Raw genomic sequence first — 17,863 nt, 5'->3', positions numbered from 1 at the left:
ACCTGCATACGTTCAACGGAAAAACGTGGATGGCCGGCACAAGGCCGGCCATGACGGGCTTTCTTATTGCTCCAATCATATTGTCATGCCCGGGCTTGACCCGGGCATCCACGTTTCGACGTGCGGTAAGACGTGGATGGCCGGGATAAACCCGGCCATGACGACCTTTTTTACTTGTTATCCTGCAGCACCATCTCGGCGCCTTTTTCCGCGATCATCAGCGTGGGCGACGCGGTGTTGCCCGAGGTGATCAGCGGCATCGCGGAGGCATCGATGACGCGCAAACGCTCCACGCCGCGCACACGCAGGCGGCCATCGAGTACGGCCATCGGGTCGCTGTCCACGCCCATCTTCGCGGTAGACACCGGATGGAAGATGGTGGCGCCGAGATTGCCGGCGGCCACGCGCATGTCGTCTTCCGACTGCACCTCGGGGCCGGGCAGGAATTCCTGCGGCCGGTATTTGGAAAGCGCGGGGGCCGCGGCCAGCCGGCGCGTGAGTTTCAGGCTGTCGATCGCCACGCGGATATCGGCCTCGGTGCTCAAATAATTCGGCTGGATCGCGGGTGCCGCCAGCGGATCGTTCGACCTGATCCGCACATGGCCGCGTGAGGTGGGCCGCAGGTTGCAGATCGAGGCGGTGAAGGCCGGAAAGGGATGCAGCGGATCGCCGAACTTGTCGAGCGAGAGCGGCTGGATATGGAATTCCACATTCGGCGTGGCATGCTCAGGACTTGAGCGCGTGAACATCCCGAAGGTGCTGGGCGCCATGGTGAGCGCGCCGCGGCGGAACAGCGCATATTGCGCCGCCATCATCGCCTTGCCGAACAGGCCGGCATCGTTGATCGTTTTCACGCCGCGCACGCGATAGATCAGGCGGAGCTGCAGATGGTCCTGCAGATTCTCGCCCACGCCGGGCAGGTGATGCAGCACGTCGATGCCATGCGATTGCAGCAGCTCGGCCGGGCCGATGCCGCTGAGTTGCAGAAGCTGCGGCGAGTTGATGGCGCCGGCGGCGAGGATCACTTCCGCCTTGGCGCGGGCGAAAAAGCTGTCGCCGCCCTGGCGGTAGACCACGCCGGTGGCGCGCCGACTTCCGCTATCCTGCTCCAGCGCCACGTTGCAGACCTGCACTTTGGTGCGCAGCTCAAGATTGGGGCGCGAGAGGATGGGTTTCAGGAAACCGGTGGCGGCCGACCAGCGTTTGCCGCGCTTCTGGTTCACCTGGAAATAACCCGAGCCTTCGTTGTTGCCGAGGTTGAAATCCTCCACCTGCGGAATGCCGATCTGCGCACCGGCCTCGGCGATGGAATCGATCAGGTCCCACCGCACGCGGGCCTTTTCCACGCGCCATTCGCCGCCGGCATTATGCAAAGCCGATTTGCCGGACTGGTGATCCTCGTGGCGCAGGAAATAGGGCAGCACATCGTCCCACCCCCAGCCGGACAGGCCCATCTGGGCCCAGGTGTCGTAATCCTGCACCTGGCCGCGCATGTAGACCATGGCGTTGATGGCCGTGCAGCCGCCGATCACCTTGCCGCGCGCATAGCCGATGGAGCGGTTATTCAGGCCCGGCACCGGCTCGGTCTTGTAGCACCAGTCGGCGCGCGGATTGCCGATGGCGAACAGGTAGCCGATGGGGATGTGGAACCAGATCCAGTCATCCTTGCCGCCGGCCTCGAGCACCAGCACGCGGTTGCGTGGATCGGCCGAAAGCCGGTTGGCCAGCAGCGAACCGGCCGTGCCGCCGCCCACGATGATGTAATCGAATTCGCCGCCGTCTGCATGATCGGCGGGTTTATGCTTTTGTTCTTGGGCCGACATGGCCGGGCGTTTCCTTTTCTATCGGGTGAAACCTATAAACTCTTCTTGATTAGAAAGGGCAATTAGCCACAATCCAATACAAAATACACACAAACCAAAAGATAAAGCCATGGATAGAGAATGGCCGACTGCACTTCGAGTTGCCCACTTAAAAGGCGGCTTAAGAGCCATCAACTCTCCCGGCCCACAAGTTGAATTCATACCCTTCCTCCCAGAAAGTCCAAACAGCTTTAACTTAGAAGAATATCGCCATCTGCATGGGATATTGTCTCAGCACGTGTCGACCGTAGTTGGCATGGAGTTCGTTACCCATCAAATGCAGGTTGACGGACACATTCCCACCGAATGGCGTCCTTATTACTGGAAAGACGGAGGAGATTTAGCTCACGACGCCACTGTTTTGTGGTCCAACCTTGCCACAGGCGGCCATCATTTAGACAACTACCCATTTGTTGATCTGTGTCGGCGCGTGGTTTTCCAAATAGAAGCCGCCTCATGGAGGCTATATGAATTGTCTGAATCGTATCACAAAGAGCTGGTGAATATTGTTGCTAATGACAAGTTCAAGGATGGCCAACGGATAGAGACCTTGAACAGCTTCTTCATATATCTTGCAACGCATTCGTTTTTATCTGAAGCAGCCACGCTACGAGATTATTTGGGAGAGTTTACAGCCAAGTATGTTCTTAACGAGTACCTGAATAACAGTCAAAACATCCGCCTAATGAGCACACTTCGCGCCGAGATTGCAAAAAAAGAATGTTCGCATCCAGTTGCTGCTGAAATCTCAGAAATAACCAATGGCCGCGGGTGGCTGAAAGAGATGTCTGCGTATCGTGATTTAGCTGTTCATTATACGCCGCTTGCCTCAGCGGAAAAACGCGGCTGGATTAAGCAGAAGGCTTTCACCGATACTTCTAAAAGAGTTTATCCATCTATCGAATTTTCTTTGCCGAAAGATCCCCATAAAGTTAAAGAAATTAGGTCAACTGGTAAGATATTTCACTCAGCGCAGGAGTGGCTAAAAGCCAGTTTCCTTGAGGATGAGGTGGAGCATGGGCCAGACGCCTTGCTTTACTGTCACCGTGCACTTGGAAATTTATGTCGGCTCGCCAAAAAAATAGCTGGACACTCTCCAATACTCCCTAAACAAGCAAGTTTCAGGTTGGAGAACGGCAATCTGCGAAGAACTTGATAAAATTCAACTAAAAGCATTCCCGCAAGCATATCCGCTGCTCCACGCCCACTGGAAATTGAAGCCGCCGAGATGGCCGGTCACGTCCACGGCCTCGCCGATGAAATAGAGGCCGGGCACGGCACGCGCTTCCATGCTTTGCGAGGAGAGCGCGGCGGTATCCACGCCGCCCAATGTGACCTCCGCTTTTGAAAAACCTTCGGTGCCGGCGGGCTTGAGCTGCCAGTGTTGCGTGAGCGCGGCGAGGGTTCTGAATTTTGCGTCGCTGATATCCGCCAGGCGGCCATCGAGTTGGCTGAGCTCGCACAGGCGTTTGGCCAGCCGGGCCGGCAGGTGCGATGCCATTTGCGTGGCGATTTCCTGCTTCGGGTGTTGCGCCCGCGCGGCCTTGAGCAAAGCGAAGAGGTCTGCACCGGGCAGCAGGTTGATGCCGATGGGCTGTCGGCGTTCAAAAAATTCCCAGTAGCTGGAAATCTGCAATACGGAAGGCCCGCTGAGGCCCCGGTGGGTGAACAGCAGGGCCTCGCGGAAGCGGCGTTTGCCGATTGACGTTTCCGCATCGGGCACGGCCACGCCGGCCAGGCCATCGAAGCGCTTTGCGTCTTCCGGCCCAAACAGCAGCGGCACGAGGGCGGGTTTGGGCGGAATCACGGCGAGCCCGAACTGGCGCGCGATCTCGTAGGCGAGGCCGGTGGCGCCCATTTTCGGAATGGATGCCCCGCCGGTGGCCACCACCAGGTTCGGCGCGTCGAACATATCCGCGCTGGCGCTGAACACACGGAAGCCTGCGGGCGTTTTTTCAACGCGCTCGATTTTTGTGTTGAGCCGCAGCGTGGCCGGCGGATCGCCTTTGGCACATTCGGCCAGCAGCAGGTCGATGATCTGCTGCGAGGAGCCGTCGCAGAACAACTGCCCCAGCGTCTTTTCATGCCAGGCGATGCCATGCCTGTTCACCAGCGCGATGAAGTCGTGCTGGGTGAAGCGTTTCAGCGCCGATTTGGCGAAATGCGGATTCCCAGAGAGGAAATCGGCGGCGGAAGCATGGAGATTGGTGAAGTTGCAGCGGCCGCCGCCGGAGATGCGGATCTTTTCGCCGGCTTTGGCGGCGTGGTCGAGCACCAGCACGCGTTTGCCGCGTTGGGCTGCGATGCCGGCGCAGAACAGCCCGGCGCCGCCGGCGCCCAGGATGATGACGTCGTATGACTGAGGCAGGGAGGCCATGGGCTGGTTGTAAAGACGTGGATGCCCGGCCAACAAGCGCTTCCTGGGTCCGGGCATGACGGTAAAAAGGAAACGAACGGCCTCCGGGCGCGCCAACTCCAATAATCGTCATGCCCGGGTTCAGCCCGGGCATCCACGTTTTTCTTGCTCCCCCCCTCCCTGCCCCCGCATCCCGTCCCCTATCCCGCTGTTGTCGCTGCGGCAGGGCCATAAACCTGTGGATGGATTTTGCCATGGTTAAAATTCAACTGGACATTGGGCACGCGGGCTGGTTGTATTTCCGCGTTACCCCTGAGTCACCGCCATTTCCGCGGCCGGCCCGTTACCCAGCCGGTTCGCCCAGGAGCAGAAGCGCCATGGCACGATCAGTCCGGTATACGGCAGTCCGATACTGCCCTTCCCATCCCGTCATGCTGGGCCTGCTGCTGGGCGCCGCCCTGCTGATCGGCACGCTGCTGGCCAGCCCGCCGGCCCGGGCCGATGCCCATCTGCTGGCCGCCGCCCGCCAGGGCGATGCCGAAGCCGCCGAGATGCTGGGCACCATGTTCGAAAGCGGCGCCGGCGTGCGCCGCAACGAGGCCGAGGCGGCCTACTGGTACGGTCGCGCCGCCCAGGCCGGCCGCCGCCAGGCGCAATATGCCTATGCCCAGTTCCTGGAAAGCGGCACCGGCATCACCAAGGACGAAAAGGCCGCGCTGGAATGGCACCTGAAGGCGGCCTGCCAGGGCCATGTGGGCGCCGCCACCAACATCGCCGCCATGCTGGCCACCGGGCGCGGCACGGCGATGGACCGGCTCTCGGCCTATCGCCTGCTGCTCTGGGCCAGGGAGCAGCGCGGGCAGGATTCGCGCAAGGCGCAGGTGCAGGCCGCGCTGGACGCCATCGGCGCCGGCCTGCGCGCCTCCGACCGCAAGGCGGCCACGCCGCTCGACCCGCGCGAGCTGCATGCGCGGCTGCTGCCGGGCAAATCGCTAGCGCAGAAGTAACCGCTTAGAACTTGCGCGCCGCCACGATATAGGCGGCGATCGTCGCCTCGCCCAGGCTGCGCATGGCCTCCAGCCGATGCAGCCCGGCCACCAGCACATAGCGTTTCTGCGCCTCGTCGCGCCGCACCTGGATCGGCACCTTCAGGCCGCCAGCGCCGACGATCTCGTCGGCCAGAGCCGACACTTTGGCGGCATCCAGCGTGCCCTTGAACTTGGCCGGCACGTAGATCTCGGCAATCTTCACCGGCACGGCTTTCATCATTGGGGCGCATCCTCGTATGTGATCTTCAGCACCTCGATGGATTGTTGACCCTGCGGCGTGCGCAGCTCCACCACGTCGCCGACGCGCGCCTTCATCAGGGCGCGGGCGATGGGGGAAATCCAGCTCACCTCGCCCCGCTCGATGCGCGCCTCGTCGATGCCGAGGATGCGGATGGTGCGTTCGCGGTCGTTTTCATCGGCATAGGTGACGGTGGCGCCGAAGAAGACCTGGTCGCGGTTTTTCTGCAGGGCCGGATCGACCGGCTCGGCGATCTCGAGCCTTTTCAGCAGGAAGCGGATGCGGCGGTCGATCTCGCGCAGGCGCTTCTTGCCGTAGAGATAGTCGCCGTTCTCCGAGCGGTCGCCGTTGCCCGCCGCCCAGGAGACGATCTCGACCACCTTGGGCCGCTCGACAAATTTAAGCTGCTTCAGCTCGTCGCGCAGGCGCTGGAGTCCGGCCGGCGTGATGTAGTTCTTGGCGCCTTGCGGAATCGGGGGCGCGTCGTCGAGCCCGTCGTCGGGATCGGGGGCATCCTGCTCTTTCGTGAAGGCCTTGCTCATGCAAACAAAAAACTACTCGTGGATGCCCGGGTCAAGCCCGGGCATGACGGTAAAGAAAGGCTTCTGAGAAAAGATTGTCATGGCCGGGCTTGACCCGGCCATCCACGTCGCGGAAGAAAAGGCCATGGCCGCTGCGATCACCATCTATGTGGACGCCGATGCCTGCCCGGTCAAGGACGAGGTGTTCCGCGTGGCCGAGCGGCATGAGGTTGCCGTGCAGGTGGTGGCGAATGCCTGGCTGAATGTGCCGCGCGTGCCTTGGATCACGCTCACCGTGGTGGGGTCGCGGCTGGACGAGGCCGATGACTGGATCGCGGAGCGGGCGAGCGCGCGCGATATCGTGATCACCGCCGACGTGCCGCTGGCGGCGCGCTGCGTGAAGGCGGGCGCCACCGTGCTGGCGCCGAACGGCAAGGCCTTCAACGGCAGCATCGGCATGGACCTGGCGCTGCGCAACCTGATGACCGACCTGCGCGCGGCCAGCCCGACCGAACGCGTCGGCTCGGGCCCGAAGCCGTTCGGCGCGAAGGACCGCTCGGCCTTCCTGCAGGCCCTGCACGAAGCGGTGGCGAAGCTGAAACGGGAAATGCTCTGATCACGTCATGGCCGGACTTGTTCCGGCCATCCACGTCTTATTCGTGGATGCCAGTTACTCGTGGATGCCCGGGTCAAGCCCGGGCATGACGGGATGGGATCAGAGCTGGTTAGCCGAGCGGCTCAGGCTCTTGATCGGGCCGCGCGGGCGGCCGGATTTCTCGGCGATGTCGCGGTCCTGCGCCTCGATGAAGGCGCGCGCGACATCCTCCTCGTCCTCCATGCCGGCGAACTGGCTCATCGGCACGCGGCGGTTCGAGGTCTGGCTGCCATCCTGGTAGATCACGTCGAACAGGATGAAGGCCGCGTTGGGATTGATCTTGGGTTTCTTGGTCTTGTCCTTGGCCATGACACGCTTCCTGGCTTACGGCTCGCCGCCGCCATCGGCCGCCGGCGCCGCGTCCTGCTGCCCGTCGCCCTGCTGTTCCGCCTTGCGGCGCTCGGATTCCTCCTGGCGCTTCTGCAGCTTTTCCTGCTTCTTCTGTTCCTTGGCGCGGGTGCGTTCGGCACGCTGCTGGTTGTAGTTGGGCTTGAAGGCCATGGCACCCTCCGGGGCAAACTGGAAATAATGCGCGCAGCCGTCATGCGCGGAAAAACCAAAGGGGGCGCCCGTTTCCGGACACCCCCTCGGCATAGTCCTGACGGCTAGATCAGGCGGCCTTGAGATTGACGGCCGAGCTCTTGCCGCGCTTCGGGTCGTTCTGGATCTCGTAGGAGACCTTCTGACCCTCGTTGAGGCCGCTCATGCCGGCGCGCTCAACGGCCGAGATGTGGACGAACACGTCCGGCCCGCCGCCTTCCGGCTGAATGAAGCCATAGCCCTTGGTGGCATTGAACCATTTCACAGTACCGACAGCCATCGCTGTATCTCCGTAGTTTTTCAGTGTAGCAACGCCGCGGGGAAAGGCTTCCGAGCGACGCATCAAACTATGTCCAGGCTTGGCAGGAAACTGGACACCCGGGGCTTTCGCCTGGCGGGCAGAGCAGTCTGGCAGTCCGTAGTAGTATGACGTTGCTTAAGATAGGTATTCCTCCAGATTGTGCAAGAGCGGGCCGGCAACACTCTGGCGCGCCAGCATAATTCCGCGCCCACCGCTGCAGGGCCCGCAGAAATCCGCGCAGAATTGGCGTTGATTCCGCGCCCGCGCGGCGTTATGCAACCGCAATCCGCCAACCATTCGTACAGCTATGACCGTCGAATCGAGCCTCGCGCGTCCAGACGATGGCCTGCAGCGCCAGCTGCACGGCATCTTCTTCGACCTGTGGCGCTTCGGCAGCCATGCGCTGGTCGGCTGGCGGCCGTCACGGCTGGGCATCGAGATCATCACCGTGCCCAAGGTGCGCCTGTTCGCCGATCATGGCCGCCACCTGCCGGTCTTCAGCGAAAGCGGCCTGATGGCCGGCGGGGCGCTGGACGAAACGGCCCGGCTGCTGGACGTGCAGCCGGTGGAATTGCGGCTGGAGCGGCCGATCGGTCCCGGCCCGGGCGAGATTCCCTACATGCTGGTCGAGCAGGCCTTCCGGCTGTTCACCGTGACCAAGACGCTGCATCGCGCCGTGCTGCTGATGGATATCGCCGGCTTCTCGAAAGCCACGCCCGAACAGCAGGCCGCCCAGCTCACCACGCTGGAATTCTCGCTCAACCTGGCCGAGGAGATGGCGCGTGCCCATGGCCTGGCCGTCAGCTTCCGCCGCACCACCACGGGCGACGGCTTCTATGTGTGGAACGAGCGCCCGGGTCTGCGCGCCGATATCGACTTCTTCTGCGCGGTGGCGATCTTCCAGATCCTGTTCGCGGCCCTGCGCCGCACCGCCACCGATGCCTCGGCCGTGCCCGTATTGCGGCTATGCCTGAGCATCGGCAGCCATTTCCTCTATCACCAGCCGCGCAAGGACGGCAGCGACGGCGGCGCTTTCATCGTCGGCGACGTCACCATCCAGGTGGCGCGGCTGATCGGCACGGCAAAACCCGAGCAGATCCTGGTGGGGGATTTCCGCCGCCCGCTCGGCCTGGGCCAGGGGCAATGCGATACCGAGACCTTCCTGCGGGCGGTGAGCGAGCGGCTGGCGGGCCTGAAAGACCTGCGCGTGCTGGGCTATCGCATCGACCGCATCAGCTTCTACCTGACCGGTCCGCGCGAGGCGGATGGCCGTCATGTGCCCGCGCTGATCACCATTACCGACAAACACGGCTTCGAGCATCGCTGCTATAACGCCAAGCTGAATGCCTTCGCCGAGCAGGGCGCTCCCTATTACTGCGGCCTGCAGCATGCCGAGATGGCCTAGCGCCGATCAGCGCAGGCAGGAGGCGAGATCGAAACCCTCAAGCCTGGCGGCGTCCAGCGCGGCGCCGGTGAGATCGGTGGCCTGCCAGCGGCCGCTGAAGCTGCCATCGCCGGAATAGATGCGCAGCCGGCCCGGCACGGCATCGGTGAAAACGGCCCAGCGCAGGTTGGCCCCGATCAAGCGGCAGCCGGCGATGCGCGCCCCGGCGAAATCCGCTCCGGCCAGGTTGGCGCGAGAGAGATTGGCCAGCACCAGGCTGGCGCGATTGAACCGGCAGCCGCGCAGATCGCAGTCGCCGAGATCGGCGCCGTCCAGTTCCAGGCCCGAGAAATCATGATAGGGAAAGCGCTGGCCGGCGAGCGACAACTGGTGGCCGGCCGCGCCACCGCTCTGCATCCAGGCGCGATGCCCGGCGATGGCAGCCGACAGTTCGAATTCGAAATCCGCAGGCGCGATCAGCCGCGCGCTGTTCATCTCGAAACCGTCGGCGGCGATGCCGCGCAGCACCGCGCCGGTGAAATCGGCGCCTGCCGCCGCCGCCTTCTCCACCGTGGCATTGACGATCTGCGCCTGGCTGAGATTGGCGCCGATCAGGCGCGTGCCGACCAGCCGCGCGTCGCTCAGGTTCGCGCCGCTGAGATTGGCATAGGACAGATCGGCATCGCGCAGGTTGCTGCCGAAGAAATTCGCCCCCGACAGGTCGGCGCCGACCAGCGAGGCGCCGCTGAGGTCCACGCCCGAGAACTGCGCACGCGCGGCATGGGCGTAATCCAGCAGGCAGTTGCTGAGATCCGAGACGTCGATGCCGGCCCGCTCCGGTTCGCCATCGCCCGTCGCGCCGTGCCGATGCTGACTGGGGCGCATCATCACGCCGCCGCGGAAATCGGCTTCCACCAGTATGGCGTTGTTGAGATTGGCGCCGGCCAGGCTGGTGCCGCGCAGGACGGCGCGGGTGAGATTGGCATTCTGCAGGTCGGCACGCGCCAGGTCGGCCCCGAACAGGTCGGCCTCGGCCAGGTCGGCACGCGACAGCCGGGCGCGCCGCAGGTTGGAGCCGGTGAGCCGGGCGCGCTGCATCGCGCGGCCGGCGAAATCGGCCTCCTGCAGATCGCGATGCGACAGATCGAGAATGTCGCCGCCAGTCCCCCACCAGCGCGGATCGCGCGCCAAGGGGTCCATCGACTGGGTATCCCAGGATGACGTATCGGGCTGGTTGCGAGGTTGGGCGGTGGGCATGGGAAAACGGCTAAAAAGCGGGCGCCTGTTTACCACATTCCGTTTGTACGCAAAGGATTATGTTTTATAGCAATTCCAAAGAAAACCGGCCCGGACTGAACGGTCCGGGCCGGCGGGATTGTGTGAATACAATTTCGTCGTGGACCGGCGGGCCTTTAGAGCCCCTTCACGATGTCCTCGACCATCTTCTTGGCATCGGCGAGTAACATCATCGTGTTGTCCTTGTAGAACAGCTCGTTGTCGATGCCGGCATAACCCGACGCCATCGAGCGCTTCACGAACAGCACGGTCTTGGCCTTGTCGACATCGAGAATCGGCATGCCGAAGATCGGGCTTTTCGGGTCGTCGCGCGCCGCCGGGTTGGTCACGTCGTTGGCGCCGATCACGAAGGCGACGTCGGCGGTCTGGAATTCGGAGTTGATCTCCTCCAGCTCGAACACCTCGTCATAGGGCACGTTCGCCTCGGCCAGCAGCACGTTCATGTGGCCCGGCATGCGGCCGGCCACCGGATGGATGGCGTATTTCACTTCCACGCCCTCCTCCTTCAGCTTGTCGCCCATCTCGCGCAGGGCATGCTGGGCCTGGCTCACCGCCATGCCGTAGCCCGGCACGATGATCACCTTGCCGGCATTCTTCATGATGAAGGCGGCATCGTCGGCCGAGCCCTTCTTGTAGGCGCGGTCGACCTTCTGGCCGCCGGCGGCAGCGGAAGTATCGCCGCCGAAGCCGCCGAGGATGACGTTGAACAGCGAGCGGTTCATGCCCTTGCACATGATGTAGGACAGGATCGCGCCCGAGGAGCCGACCAGCGCGCCGGTGACGATCAGCGCCGGATTCTGCAGCGTGAAGCCGATGCCGGCCGCCGCCCAGCCCGAATAGCTGTTCAGCATCGAGACCACCACCGGCATGTCGGCGCCGCCGATCGGGATGATGATGGTGAAACCGACGATCAGCGCCAGCAGCGTAACGGCCCAGAACAGTTCCCGGCTTGGATTGACGCAGAAGGCCGCCACCAGCCCCAGGATCACCAGGCCGATCAGGGCATTCAGCATATGCTGGCCCTTGAACACCACCGGGCTGCCCGAGACCAGGCCCTGCAGCTTGGCAAAGGCCACCAGCGAGCCGGAGAAGGTGATGATGCCGATCACCACGCCCAGGCTCATCTCGATGCGCGCGGCCACGGTGATCTGGCCGGCGGCATTGAGGATGCCGTAGGGCGCGGGATTGTAGAAGGCGGCGGCCGCCACCAGCACTGCGGCAAGGCCGACGAGGCTGTGCATGGCGGCAACGAGCTGGGGCATCGCCGTCATCTGGATGCGGCGGGCCAGCACGGTGCCCACGCCGCCGCCGATGACCAGCGCGACCAGCACCCAGACGATGGTGCCGGACAGATCGCCCAGATTGGCGATGGTGGTCAGCACGGCAATCGCCATGCCGGTCATGCCATAGATGTTGCCCTGGCGGCTGGTCTCGGGCGACGACAGGCCGCGCAGCGCGAGAATGAACAGAACGGAGCTGACGAGATAGAGCAGCGCGGTCAGTTGGATCGGCATGGCGCGGCCCCTCTCACTTCTTCTCTTTTTTCTTGTACATCGCCAGCATGCGCTGGGTGACGAGGAAGCCGCCGAAGATGTTGACGGCGGCCAGCGCGATGGCGATCAGGCCGAAGACCTTCGAGGCATCGAACACCGCCGAGGCGCCGGCAGCGATCAGCGCGCCGACGATGATCACCGACGAAATGGCGTTGGTGACGCTCATCAGCGGGGTATGCAGGGCCGGCGTCACGCTCCAGACCACGTAGTAGCCGACGAAGCAGGCCAGCACGAAGATCGAGAGCAGCGAGAAGAAGGAATAGACTTCGGCCATGGCTCAGGCCCCCTCTTTCAGCATGGGATGGACCACGGCGCCGTCGCGCGCCACACAGGTGCCGGACACCGTCTCATCCTCGAAATTGAACTTGAAGGTCTTGCCGTCCTTGTCCCAGTGCGGCGACAGGAAGTTCCACAGGTTCTTGGCAAACAGGTTGGAGGCATCGACCGGCACGCGGCTGGGATAGTTGGTGTAGCCGACCAGCTTCACGCCGTTCACCTCCACCACCTGATCGGGCTTGGAGAGCGGGCAGTTGCCGCCGGCCTCGACCGCCAGATCGACGATCACCGAACCGGGCCGCATGCTTTTCACCATCTCTTCCGTCACCAGCACCGGGGCCGGACGGCCGGGGATCAGCGCGGTGGTGATGATGATGTCCTGCTTCTTCACCGTCTCGGCGATCAGGGCGGCCTGCTTGGCCTTGTATTCGGCCGACATCTCCTTGGCGTAGCCGCCGGCGGTCTGCGAGGCGCGGGCCTCTTCGTCATCGACCCAGACGAACTTGCCGCCGAGGCTTTCCACCTGTTCCTTGGTGGCCGGGCGCACGTCGGTCGCCGAGACCACGGCACCGAGACGCTTGGCGGTGGCGATCGCCTGCAGGCCGGCAACGCCCACGCCCATGACGAAGACGCGCGCCGGCGCGATGGTGCCGGCCGAGGTCATCATCATCGGGAAGGCACGGCCGAAATGCGCTGCAGCATCCAGCACCGACTTGTAGCCGGCGAGGTTGGACTGCGAGGAGAGGATATCCATCGACTGCGCGCGGGTGATGCGCGGCATCAGTTCCATGGCGAATGCGGTGACGCCGGCAGCGGCATAGGCCTTGGCCTGCTCGCGCTGCTGCAATGCCTGCAGGCCGGCAACAAGAATGGCGCCCTTCTTCAGCAGCGCCAGTTCGTCGTTGCCCTCGGCCGCCGTCATCGGCCGCTGCACCTTCAGCACCATGTCGGCATCGGCCAGGGCGGCCTTCGCATCGGGTGCGATCTGCGCGCCCATGGCGGTGTAGTGCTCGTCGAGGATATCGGCGGCCAGGCCGGCACCGCTCTCGATCACGACCGAACAGCCCAGGCCCACGAATTTCTTCACGGTTTCCGGCGAGGCGGCGACGCGCTTTTCGCCGGGCCGGCGCTCTTTCGGAATGGCGATTTTCATGGCTGAGCTCCCCCTTACTCAACAACTGACGGCTTGGATGTGGCGGCGGCACCCGTATTCAGGCGCCGCCGGGCCGGCTCAGAGCAGGAAGAGCGCCATCAGGATGAGGAGAATGACGACACCGACGGTGCCCCAGATCGAAGCCTTCACGAACCCGGCCCAGGCCGCCTTGTGCTGGCTGATATCCATGGTGCCCATCTGATGCTGTTCACTCGCCATGATGCCCTCTGCATGGTTTAGGGATTGAATCGCCGGGGATATTACGCTGGCCGCAGAAGCCGACACAACCCCCCGTCCGGCCGCCTGGCGCCGTCCCGACGATTTGTATCCAACTGGTTACTTTATGGCTGGCAGGCCAGCGCGGGGTCAGGCGACCAGCCCGACCAGGCGGCCGATCTCGCGGCCGGCGCGGGCGGCGTCGGCCGCCGGGGCATAAGCCTGCGCCGCCCTTGCGGCAGGCCCGTCGCGGCCGGTGCCGGCATCGCCCGCCGACGCATCCGTCGCCTGCCCCGTCGCCTGCCCCGGCGTCGGGCCCGGCGTCGGGCCCGCGTTCTGGCCCTCGATCTGGCCGGGTGGCTGAAGCCGATCCGGCACGGCCTGACCCTCCTCGGCTGCCGCTTCCTGCTCCAGGCGTTTCTCCTCGCGGATCTGGGCCAGGGCCTGCAGGCGAAGCTGCTGGGCGGCAGCGGCCACGGCGCGGTCCTGCCCCGAGGGATCGGCCGGCGCGAGCGCGGCGGCGGCCACGGCCGCCGCCTTCTGCAGTGTCGCCTCGGGATCGTTCTCGGGGCTGATGTCGATGGCCACCTCGCCCGAGACGGCATACATCTGGCCGTCGGGCCCGCGCGTGTAGCTGTAGCTCGGCGCGCCGGCATACTGCCCGCCGGCGGCGGCATGGGCGCGCTCATGGGCCCGCACCTTGGCATCGATCTGCTTGAGCTTGGCGACCTGCTGCTTCTCTTCCTCGGTCAGTTCGCCTGGCGCCTTCGGCCCGCCGGAACCATCCGAACCGGAGGTTTCCGCCTCCTGCGCGGTGAGCAGCGTGGCGCCGCTGGCCAGCGCCGAGCCGCCGCCTGGCCGCAGGCTGATGACGTTGCCGCTCTCGGCCGCGCCGCTGCCCGGCACCGGCCGCGGGGTTTCGGATTGCCGGCGGTTCTGGGGCTGCTGCGGCTCGCCGCCGCCCAGCACCTTCAGGCCGGGGAACTGCGCCTGCATCTGCGCCTTCAGCATGGCGCCGTGCACGCTGCACTCCAGCGACTGGCACACGGCGCTGCCGTCGTTGGCCAGGCTTTGCGGCGTGGCAACGCTGAAACTGCCGGCACTCCCGTAACTGGATATCGAGCCCGGCGAAAAGGACGACAGACCGCCGATCATGCGCCTTGACCGCTCCGCTCTGCCCCGCAGGGCCGCGCAACATTATTACAACGGCATTCTCGGACCTTAGCGGCCCCGCCTCAAGCGATTTCTGCAGGCAATCCCGCGCTTGTGAGGGCGGCTTTCTGGCGCTTTTCCAGGGTTTTCACATCGAACCCGGCGATCAGGTCGTGGAACAGGCGGTGCCAGTTGATCTCTGCCTTCAGATGCAGGAACACGCCGCCCAGACCGATGGCGGCGCGATCCATGAAGACGAATTCGCGCGGCGGCGTGACGCCGCCCAGCTCCTTCAGCTTGCGATGCACCTGCTCGGCCACCTCGCGGCCGTAGAGGCCGGAGGATTCCATTTCCTGGATGCGGCGCGGGCGATCCTCCAGCAGCGGCGCATAGACGAACTCGGCCCACAGGTTGAGCGTGTCGATCACCTCGTTGGACAGGCCGGTGAAGCCCCAGGTCTCGTAGGCATGCACGGCGAGCGCGCGGTCGTTGCCGGATATGGCGCGGTAGAGGTCGATCACGCCGCCGACGAAGCGCGAGGGGAAGATGCGCACGCAGCCGAAATCCAGCAGGTTGATGCCGAGATCGTCGCGCACCGTGTAATTGCCCAGATGCGGATCGCCATGGATCACGCCGCACTGATAGAACGGCACATACCAGGCGCGGAACAGGTTCATCGCAATCGTGTTGCGGGTTTCCTGCGCCGCATCGGCGTAATCGAGCAGCCGGCGGCCATCCAGCCAGGTCATGGAGAGCAGCCGCCCGGTACTCAGTTCGGGCAGCACCTCCGGCACATGCACATGCGCCTCGCCCTTCAGCATCCCGGCATAAAGCCGCATATGCAGGGCCTCGCGCTCGTAATCCAGCTCCTCGCGCAGGCGGGCGGCGATCTCGGCATGGATGTGCGTGGTGTCAATGGCGGCATCCATACGGCGATAGATGGCGAAGATCAGCTTGAGCTGGCGCAGGTCGGCCTCCACGGCCGAGGCCATGTCGGGATATTGCAGCTTCACGGCAAGCGCACGGCCATCCATCGCCGTCGCGCGATGCACCTGGCCCAGGCTGGCGGCCGCGGCGGCGGCGAGGTCGAAGCTTTTGTATTTCGCCTGCCATTGCGGCCCAAGTTCGGCCACCATGCGGCGTTTCACGAAGGCCGGCCCCATGGCCGGCGCATTGGCCTGCAGCTGGGTCAGCTCCTGCACGTATTCCTTGGGCAGCGCGTCGGGGATGGTGGACATGATTTGCGCCACCTTCATCAGCGGGCCTTTCAGTCCGCCCAGGGCCGCGCGCAGCTCGGCGGCATGCTTGCCGCGGTCGAGCTTCACGCCCAGCACGCGCTCGGCACCCAGCTTTGCCGCCAGGCCGCCGACCGAGGCGCCTACCTTCGCGTAGCGGCGGACGCGGCCGAGCGTGCTGTCTTCCTCGGCCATGGCGGCCTCAGCCCAGTTTCTCGAGTTCGTCGATGAAGCCCTCGATCACGCTCAAGCCCTTCGACCAGAAGGCGGGATCGGCGGCATCCAGCCCGAACGGCGCCAGCAGTTCCTTGTGCCGCAGCGTGCCGCCGGCCTTGAGCATGGCGAAGTATTTTTCCTGGAAGCCGGCTTCGGCATCCTGGTAGCGCGCATAGAGCGCATTCACCAGGCAGTCGCCGAAGGCATAGGCATAGACATAGAAGGGCGAATGGATGAAATGCGGGATGTAGCACCAAAACGTGCTGTAATCGGCATCGAATTTCAGCGCCGGGCCCAGGCTTTCCTTCTGCACGCCCATCCAGATCTCGCCCAGCCGGTCGGGCGTCAGCTCGCCCTCGCGGCGCGCGGCATGCACCTGACGCTCGAACTTGAAGAACGCGATCTGGCGCACCACGGTGTTCAGCATGTCCTCCACCTTGGAGGCCAGCATGATCTTGCGGCGCTCAGGGCCGGCGGCATCGAGCAGGGCGCGGAAGGTAAGCTGCTCGCCGAAGACCGAGGCGGTCTCGGCCAGCGTCAGCGGCGTGTCGGCCATCAGCGGCCCCTGCTCGGCCGCCAGAAGCTGGTGCACGCCATGGCCCAGTTCATGCGCCAGCGTCATCACGTCGCGCGTGCGGCCCTGATAGTTCAGCAGAAGATAAGGATGCGCGCTCGGCACCGTGGGATGGGCGAAAGCGCCCGAGGCCTTGCCCGGCCGCGCCGGCGCGTCGATCCAGGCGTTGTCGAAGAACTTCCGGCCCAGATCGGCGAGCTGCGGCGAGAAGCGGCCATAGGCCTTCAGCACGATGTCGCGCGCCTCGTCCCAGCCGATGGTGCGGTCGTGATCCTCGGGCAAGGGCGCATTGCGGTCCCACCAGGGCAGCTTCTTCACGCCCATCCACCGCGCCTTCAGCTTGTAGTAGCGGTGCGAGAGTTTCGGATAGGCGGCGGTGACCGCGTCGGTCAGCGCATTCACAACCTCGGGCTCGACGCAGTTGGAGAGATGGCGATAGGCCTCGGGCGTGGGATATTTGCGCCAGCGATCCTCGACTTCCTTGTCCTTGGCCAGCGTGTTGGTGATCAGCGCGAACAGGCGGATATTCTGCCTGAACACCTTGGCCAGCGCCTTGGCGGCCTTCCGGCGCGTGACGGCATCCTTGTCGGAAAGCTTGTGCAGCACCTGCTCGGCGGTGAGCTGCTCGCGCCCCCAGGGAAACCGCAGGCCGGCCATGGTCTCGTCGAACAGGCGGTTCCAGGCGGCGCGGCCGGCCACCGCCTTTTCATGCAGCAGGCGTTCCAGCTCGTCATCGAGCTGATGGTCGCGGAACAGCCGCAGATCGCGCAGCCAGGGCCGGTAATGCGCAAGCCTGGCCGACTGGGCGTATTTCTGCTCCAGCGCCGCCTCGTCCAGCCGGTTCAGTTCCAGGGTGAGGAACAGCAGCTTGGTGGTGACGTCGTTCAGCTTCTCCTGCATGTCCTGGTAAAAGCCGGCGATCTTGGCATCGGCCATGTCGCCGGCATAGGCCAGCGAGGCGTAGGAATACATGCGACCGATCAGGTCCTGCAGAGCCTCGTATTCCGCTATCACGGCGGCAAGGTCGTCGCCCGACAGGCCGGCGATCCTGCCCTTGCCGTGCCGTTCCAGCTTCGCTGCGCGTTCGGCCACGACAGCCAGGTCGCGCTTGAGTTCGGCGGATTCAAGTCCGGGATAGAGGTCGCCCAGGTCCCAGGTCGGCAGGGCGCCAAGGTCGTTGGCGGGAGAAGCGGCGGCGGGGGAAGCCATACGGGAATCCTCGTTTCTTGTAATCGCTACAATATATGGGAAGGGCCGGCCGGTTTGACCAGCCCATGCAAAGGCGC

Annotated in this window: 18 protein-coding genes and 1 pseudogene; 4 read left to right on the top strand and 15 right to left on the bottom strand. The window is 64.4% G+C overall.

All coding sequences use genetic code 11. From position 1 onward, the window contains the following. Positions 1–170: 170 nt before the first annotated feature. On the bottom strand, positions 171–1,823 hold the full coding sequence (locus tag ACK4FK_RS18285) for a GMC family oxidoreductase (protein WP_409746961.1): 1,653 nt from the start codon (positions 1,821–1,823) through the stop codon (positions 171–173). Positions 1,824–1,932: 109 nt separating this feature from the next. On the opposite strand from ACK4FK_RS18285, the gene ACK4FK_RS18280 reads away from it, so the two are divergent. Further along, on the top strand, positions 1,933–3,018 hold the full coding sequence (locus tag ACK4FK_RS18280) for a hypothetical protein (RefSeq protein ID WP_409746958.1): 1,086 nt from the start codon (positions 1,933–1,935) through the stop codon (positions 3,016–3,018). A 6-nt stretch (positions 3,019–3,024) separates the two neighbouring features. On the opposite strand, the gene ACK4FK_RS18275 is transcribed toward ACK4FK_RS18280, so the two are convergent. Continuing rightward, the gene (locus tag ACK4FK_RS18275) at positions 3,025–4,239 is read right to left on the bottom strand and encodes an NAD(P)/FAD-dependent oxidoreductase (RefSeq protein WP_409746955.1); all 1,215 of its coding nucleotides are present in this window, start codon (positions 4,237–4,239) and stop codon (positions 3,025–3,027) included. 356 nt (positions 4,240–4,595) lie between these two features. On the opposite strand from ACK4FK_RS18275, the gene ACK4FK_RS18270 reads away from it, so the two are divergent. Continuing rightward, positions 4,596–5,225, top strand: a complete 630-nt coding sequence (locus ACK4FK_RS18270) for a tetratricopeptide repeat protein (RefSeq protein ID WP_409746952.1) — start codon at positions 4,596–4,598, stop codon at positions 5,223–5,225. Positions 5,226–5,229: 4 nt separating this feature from the next. On the opposite strand, the gene ACK4FK_RS18265 is transcribed toward ACK4FK_RS18270, so the two are convergent. Together ACK4FK_RS18265 and greB are read right to left on the bottom strand one after the other, a co-directional pair. Continuing rightward, positions 5,230–5,487: a ParB N-terminal domain-containing protein gene (locus tag ACK4FK_RS18265; protein ID WP_409746949.1), complete on the bottom strand. Its 258-nt coding sequence runs from the start codon at positions 5,485–5,487 to the stop codon at positions 5,230–5,232. Beyond that, positions 5,484–6,047, bottom strand: a complete 564-nt coding sequence (gene greB, locus ACK4FK_RS18260; RefSeq protein ID WP_409746946.1) for a transcription elongation factor GreB — start codon at positions 6,045–6,047, stop codon at positions 5,484–5,486. Before greB ends, ACK4FK_RS18265 begins: the two co-directional genes overlap by 4 nt. A 136-nt stretch (positions 6,048–6,183) precedes the next feature. Between greB and ACK4FK_RS18255 the strand changes: the two genes are divergently transcribed. After that, positions 6,184–6,642: a YaiI/YqxD family protein gene (locus ACK4FK_RS18255; RefSeq protein WP_409747041.1), complete on the top strand. Its 459-nt coding sequence runs from the start codon at positions 6,184–6,186 to the stop codon at positions 6,640–6,642. Positions 6,643–6,741: 99 nt separating this feature from the next. Here the strand turns inward: ACK4FK_RS18255 and ACK4FK_RS18250 are convergent, their stop codons facing one another. The 3 genes from ACK4FK_RS18250 to ACK4FK_RS18240 all read right to left on the bottom strand — a co-directional run bounded on the left by ACK4FK_RS18250 (position 6,742) and on the right by ACK4FK_RS18240 (position 7,501). Beyond that, positions 6,742–6,990: a hypothetical protein gene (locus tag ACK4FK_RS18250; protein WP_409746943.1), complete on the bottom strand. Its 249-nt coding sequence runs from the start codon at positions 6,988–6,990 to the stop codon at positions 6,742–6,744. 15 nt (positions 6,991–7,005) lie between these two features. Beyond that, positions 7,006–7,182, bottom strand: coding sequence for a hypothetical protein (locus tag ACK4FK_RS18245; protein WP_409746940.1), 177 nt, complete (start codon positions 7,180–7,182; stop codon positions 7,006–7,008). 109 nt (positions 7,183–7,291) lie between these two features. Next, positions 7,292–7,501, bottom strand: a complete 210-nt coding sequence (locus ACK4FK_RS18240; RefSeq protein WP_409746937.1) for a cold-shock protein — start codon at positions 7,499–7,501, stop codon at positions 7,292–7,294. 328 nt (positions 7,502–7,829) lie between these two features. Between ACK4FK_RS18240 and ACK4FK_RS18235 the strand changes: the two genes are divergently transcribed. Further along, the gene (locus ACK4FK_RS18235; protein WP_409746934.1) at positions 7,830–8,927 is read left to right on the top strand and encodes a hypothetical protein; all 1,098 of its coding nucleotides are present in this window, start codon (positions 7,830–7,832) and stop codon (positions 8,925–8,927) included. A gap of 6 nt (positions 8,928–8,933) precedes the next feature. On the opposite strand, the gene ACK4FK_RS18230 is transcribed toward ACK4FK_RS18235, so the two are convergent. The 8 genes and pseudogenes from ACK4FK_RS18230 to ACK4FK_RS18195 all read right to left on the bottom strand — a co-directional run bounded on the left by ACK4FK_RS18230 (position 8,934) and on the right by ACK4FK_RS18195 (position 17,786). Then, on the bottom strand, positions 8,934–10,163 hold the full coding sequence (locus ACK4FK_RS18230; RefSeq protein ID WP_409746929.1) for a pentapeptide repeat-containing protein: 1,230 nt from the start codon (positions 10,161–10,163) through the stop codon (positions 8,934–8,936). A gap of 155 nt (positions 10,164–10,318) precedes the next feature. Next, positions 10,319–11,716, bottom strand: coding sequence for an NAD(P)(+) transhydrogenase (Re/Si-specific) subunit beta (locus ACK4FK_RS18225; protein WP_409746926.1), 1,398 nt, complete (start codon positions 11,714–11,716; stop codon positions 10,319–10,321). 13 nt (positions 11,717–11,729) lie between these two features. Further along, positions 11,730–11,996 (bottom strand): annotated as a pseudogene (locus ACK4FK_RS18220) (NAD(P) transhydrogenase subunit alpha); the annotation flags it as partial. A 36-nt stretch (positions 11,997–12,032) separates the two neighbouring features. Then, complete coding sequence (locus ACK4FK_RS18215) at positions 12,033–13,184, bottom strand: Re/Si-specific NAD(P)(+) transhydrogenase subunit alpha (protein WP_409746923.1); 1,152 nt, start codon at positions 13,182–13,184, stop codon at positions 12,033–12,035. 78 nt (positions 13,185–13,262) lie between these two features. Continuing rightward, positions 13,263–13,403, bottom strand: coding sequence for an aa3-type cytochrome c oxidase subunit IV (locus ACK4FK_RS18210; protein ID WP_409746920.1), 141 nt, complete (start codon positions 13,401–13,403; stop codon positions 13,263–13,265). A 147-nt stretch (positions 13,404–13,550) separates the two neighbouring features. Beyond that, complete coding sequence (locus ACK4FK_RS18205; protein WP_409746917.1) at positions 13,551–14,555, bottom strand: putative metalloprotease CJM1_0395 family protein; 1,005 nt, start codon at positions 14,553–14,555, stop codon at positions 13,551–13,553. Positions 14,556–14,635: 80 nt separating this feature from the next. Next, on the bottom strand, positions 14,636–15,982 hold the full coding sequence (locus ACK4FK_RS18200) for an ABC1 kinase family protein (protein ID WP_409746914.1): 1,347 nt from the start codon (positions 15,980–15,982) through the stop codon (positions 14,636–14,638). Positions 15,983–15,989: 7 nt separating this feature from the next. After that, on the bottom strand, positions 15,990–17,786 hold the full coding sequence (locus ACK4FK_RS18195; RefSeq protein WP_409746911.1) for a M3 family oligoendopeptidase: 1,797 nt from the start codon (positions 17,784–17,786) through the stop codon (positions 15,990–15,992). Positions 17,787–17,863 lie beyond the last annotated feature (77 nt).

Origin of the sequence: Ferrovibrio sp. (assembly GCF_046297895.1) — a bacterium.
Taxonomy (GTDB): domain Bacteria; phylum Pseudomonadota; class Alphaproteobacteria; order Ferrovibrionales; family Ferrovibrionaceae; genus Ferrovibrio.
Note: the sequence above shows the minus strand (reverse complement) of the source record. Positions and strands in the feature narration are given on the sequence as shown.

Excerpts from the sequence above, each read along its gene's own strand:
- ACK4FK_RS18285 (WP_409746961.1), bottom strand. The coding sequence starts at position 1,823 with ATGTCGGCCCAAGAACAAAAGCATAAACCCGCCGATCATGCAGACGGC.
- ACK4FK_RS18280 (WP_409746958.1), top strand. The coding sequence starts at position 1,933 with ATGGATAGAGAATGGCCGACTGCACTTCGAGTTGCCCACTTAAAAGGC.
- ACK4FK_RS18275 (WP_409746955.1), bottom strand. The coding sequence starts at position 4,239 with ATGGCCTCCCTGCCTCAGTCATACGACGTCATCATCCTGGGCGCCGGC.
- ACK4FK_RS18270 (WP_409746952.1), top strand. The coding sequence starts at position 4,596 with ATGGCACGATCAGTCCGGTATACGGCAGTCCGATACTGCCCTTCCCAT.
- ACK4FK_RS18265 (WP_409746949.1), bottom strand. The coding sequence starts at position 5,487 with ATGATGAAAGCCGTGCCGGTGAAGATTGCCGAGATCTACGTGCCGGCC.
- greB (WP_409746946.1), bottom strand. The coding sequence starts at position 6,047 with ATGAGCAAGGCCTTCACGAAAGAGCAGGATGCCCCCGATCCCGACGAC.
- ACK4FK_RS18250 (WP_409746943.1), bottom strand. The coding sequence starts at position 6,990 with ATGGCCAAGGACAAGACCAAGAAACCCAAGATCAATCCCAACGCGGCC.
- ACK4FK_RS18245 (WP_409746940.1), bottom strand. The coding sequence starts at position 7,182 with ATGGCCTTCAAGCCCAACTACAACCAGCAGCGTGCCGAACGCACCCGC.
- ACK4FK_RS18240 (WP_409746937.1), bottom strand. The coding sequence starts at position 7,501 with ATGGCTGTCGGTACTGTGAAATGGTTCAATGCCACCAAGGGCTATGGC.
- ACK4FK_RS18235 (WP_409746934.1), top strand. The coding sequence starts at position 7,830 with ATGACCGTCGAATCGAGCCTCGCGCGTCCAGACGATGGCCTGCAGCGC.
- ACK4FK_RS18230 (WP_409746929.1), bottom strand. The coding sequence starts at position 10,163 with ATGCCCACCGCCCAACCTCGCAACCAGCCCGATACGTCATCCTGGGAT.
- ACK4FK_RS18225 (WP_409746926.1), bottom strand. The coding sequence starts at position 11,716 with ATGCCGATCCAACTGACCGCGCTGCTCTATCTCGTCAGCTCCGTTCTG.
- ACK4FK_RS18215 (WP_409746923.1), bottom strand. The coding sequence starts at position 13,184 with ATGAAAATCGCCATTCCGAAAGAGCGCCGGCCCGGCGAAAAGCGCGTC.
- ACK4FK_RS18210 (WP_409746920.1), bottom strand. The coding sequence starts at position 13,403 with ATGGCGAGTGAACAGCATCAGATGGGCACCATGGATATCAGCCAGCAC.
- ACK4FK_RS18205 (WP_409746917.1), bottom strand. The coding sequence starts at position 14,555 with ATGATCGGCGGTCTGTCGTCCTTTTCGCCGGGCTCGATATCCAGTTAC.
- ACK4FK_RS18200 (WP_409746914.1), bottom strand. The coding sequence starts at position 15,982 with ATGGCCGAGGAAGACAGCACGCTCGGCCGCGTCCGCCGCTACGCGAAG.
- ACK4FK_RS18195 (WP_409746911.1), bottom strand. The coding sequence starts at position 17,786 with ATGGCTTCCCCCGCCGCCGCTTCTCCCGCCAACGACCTTGGCGCCCTG.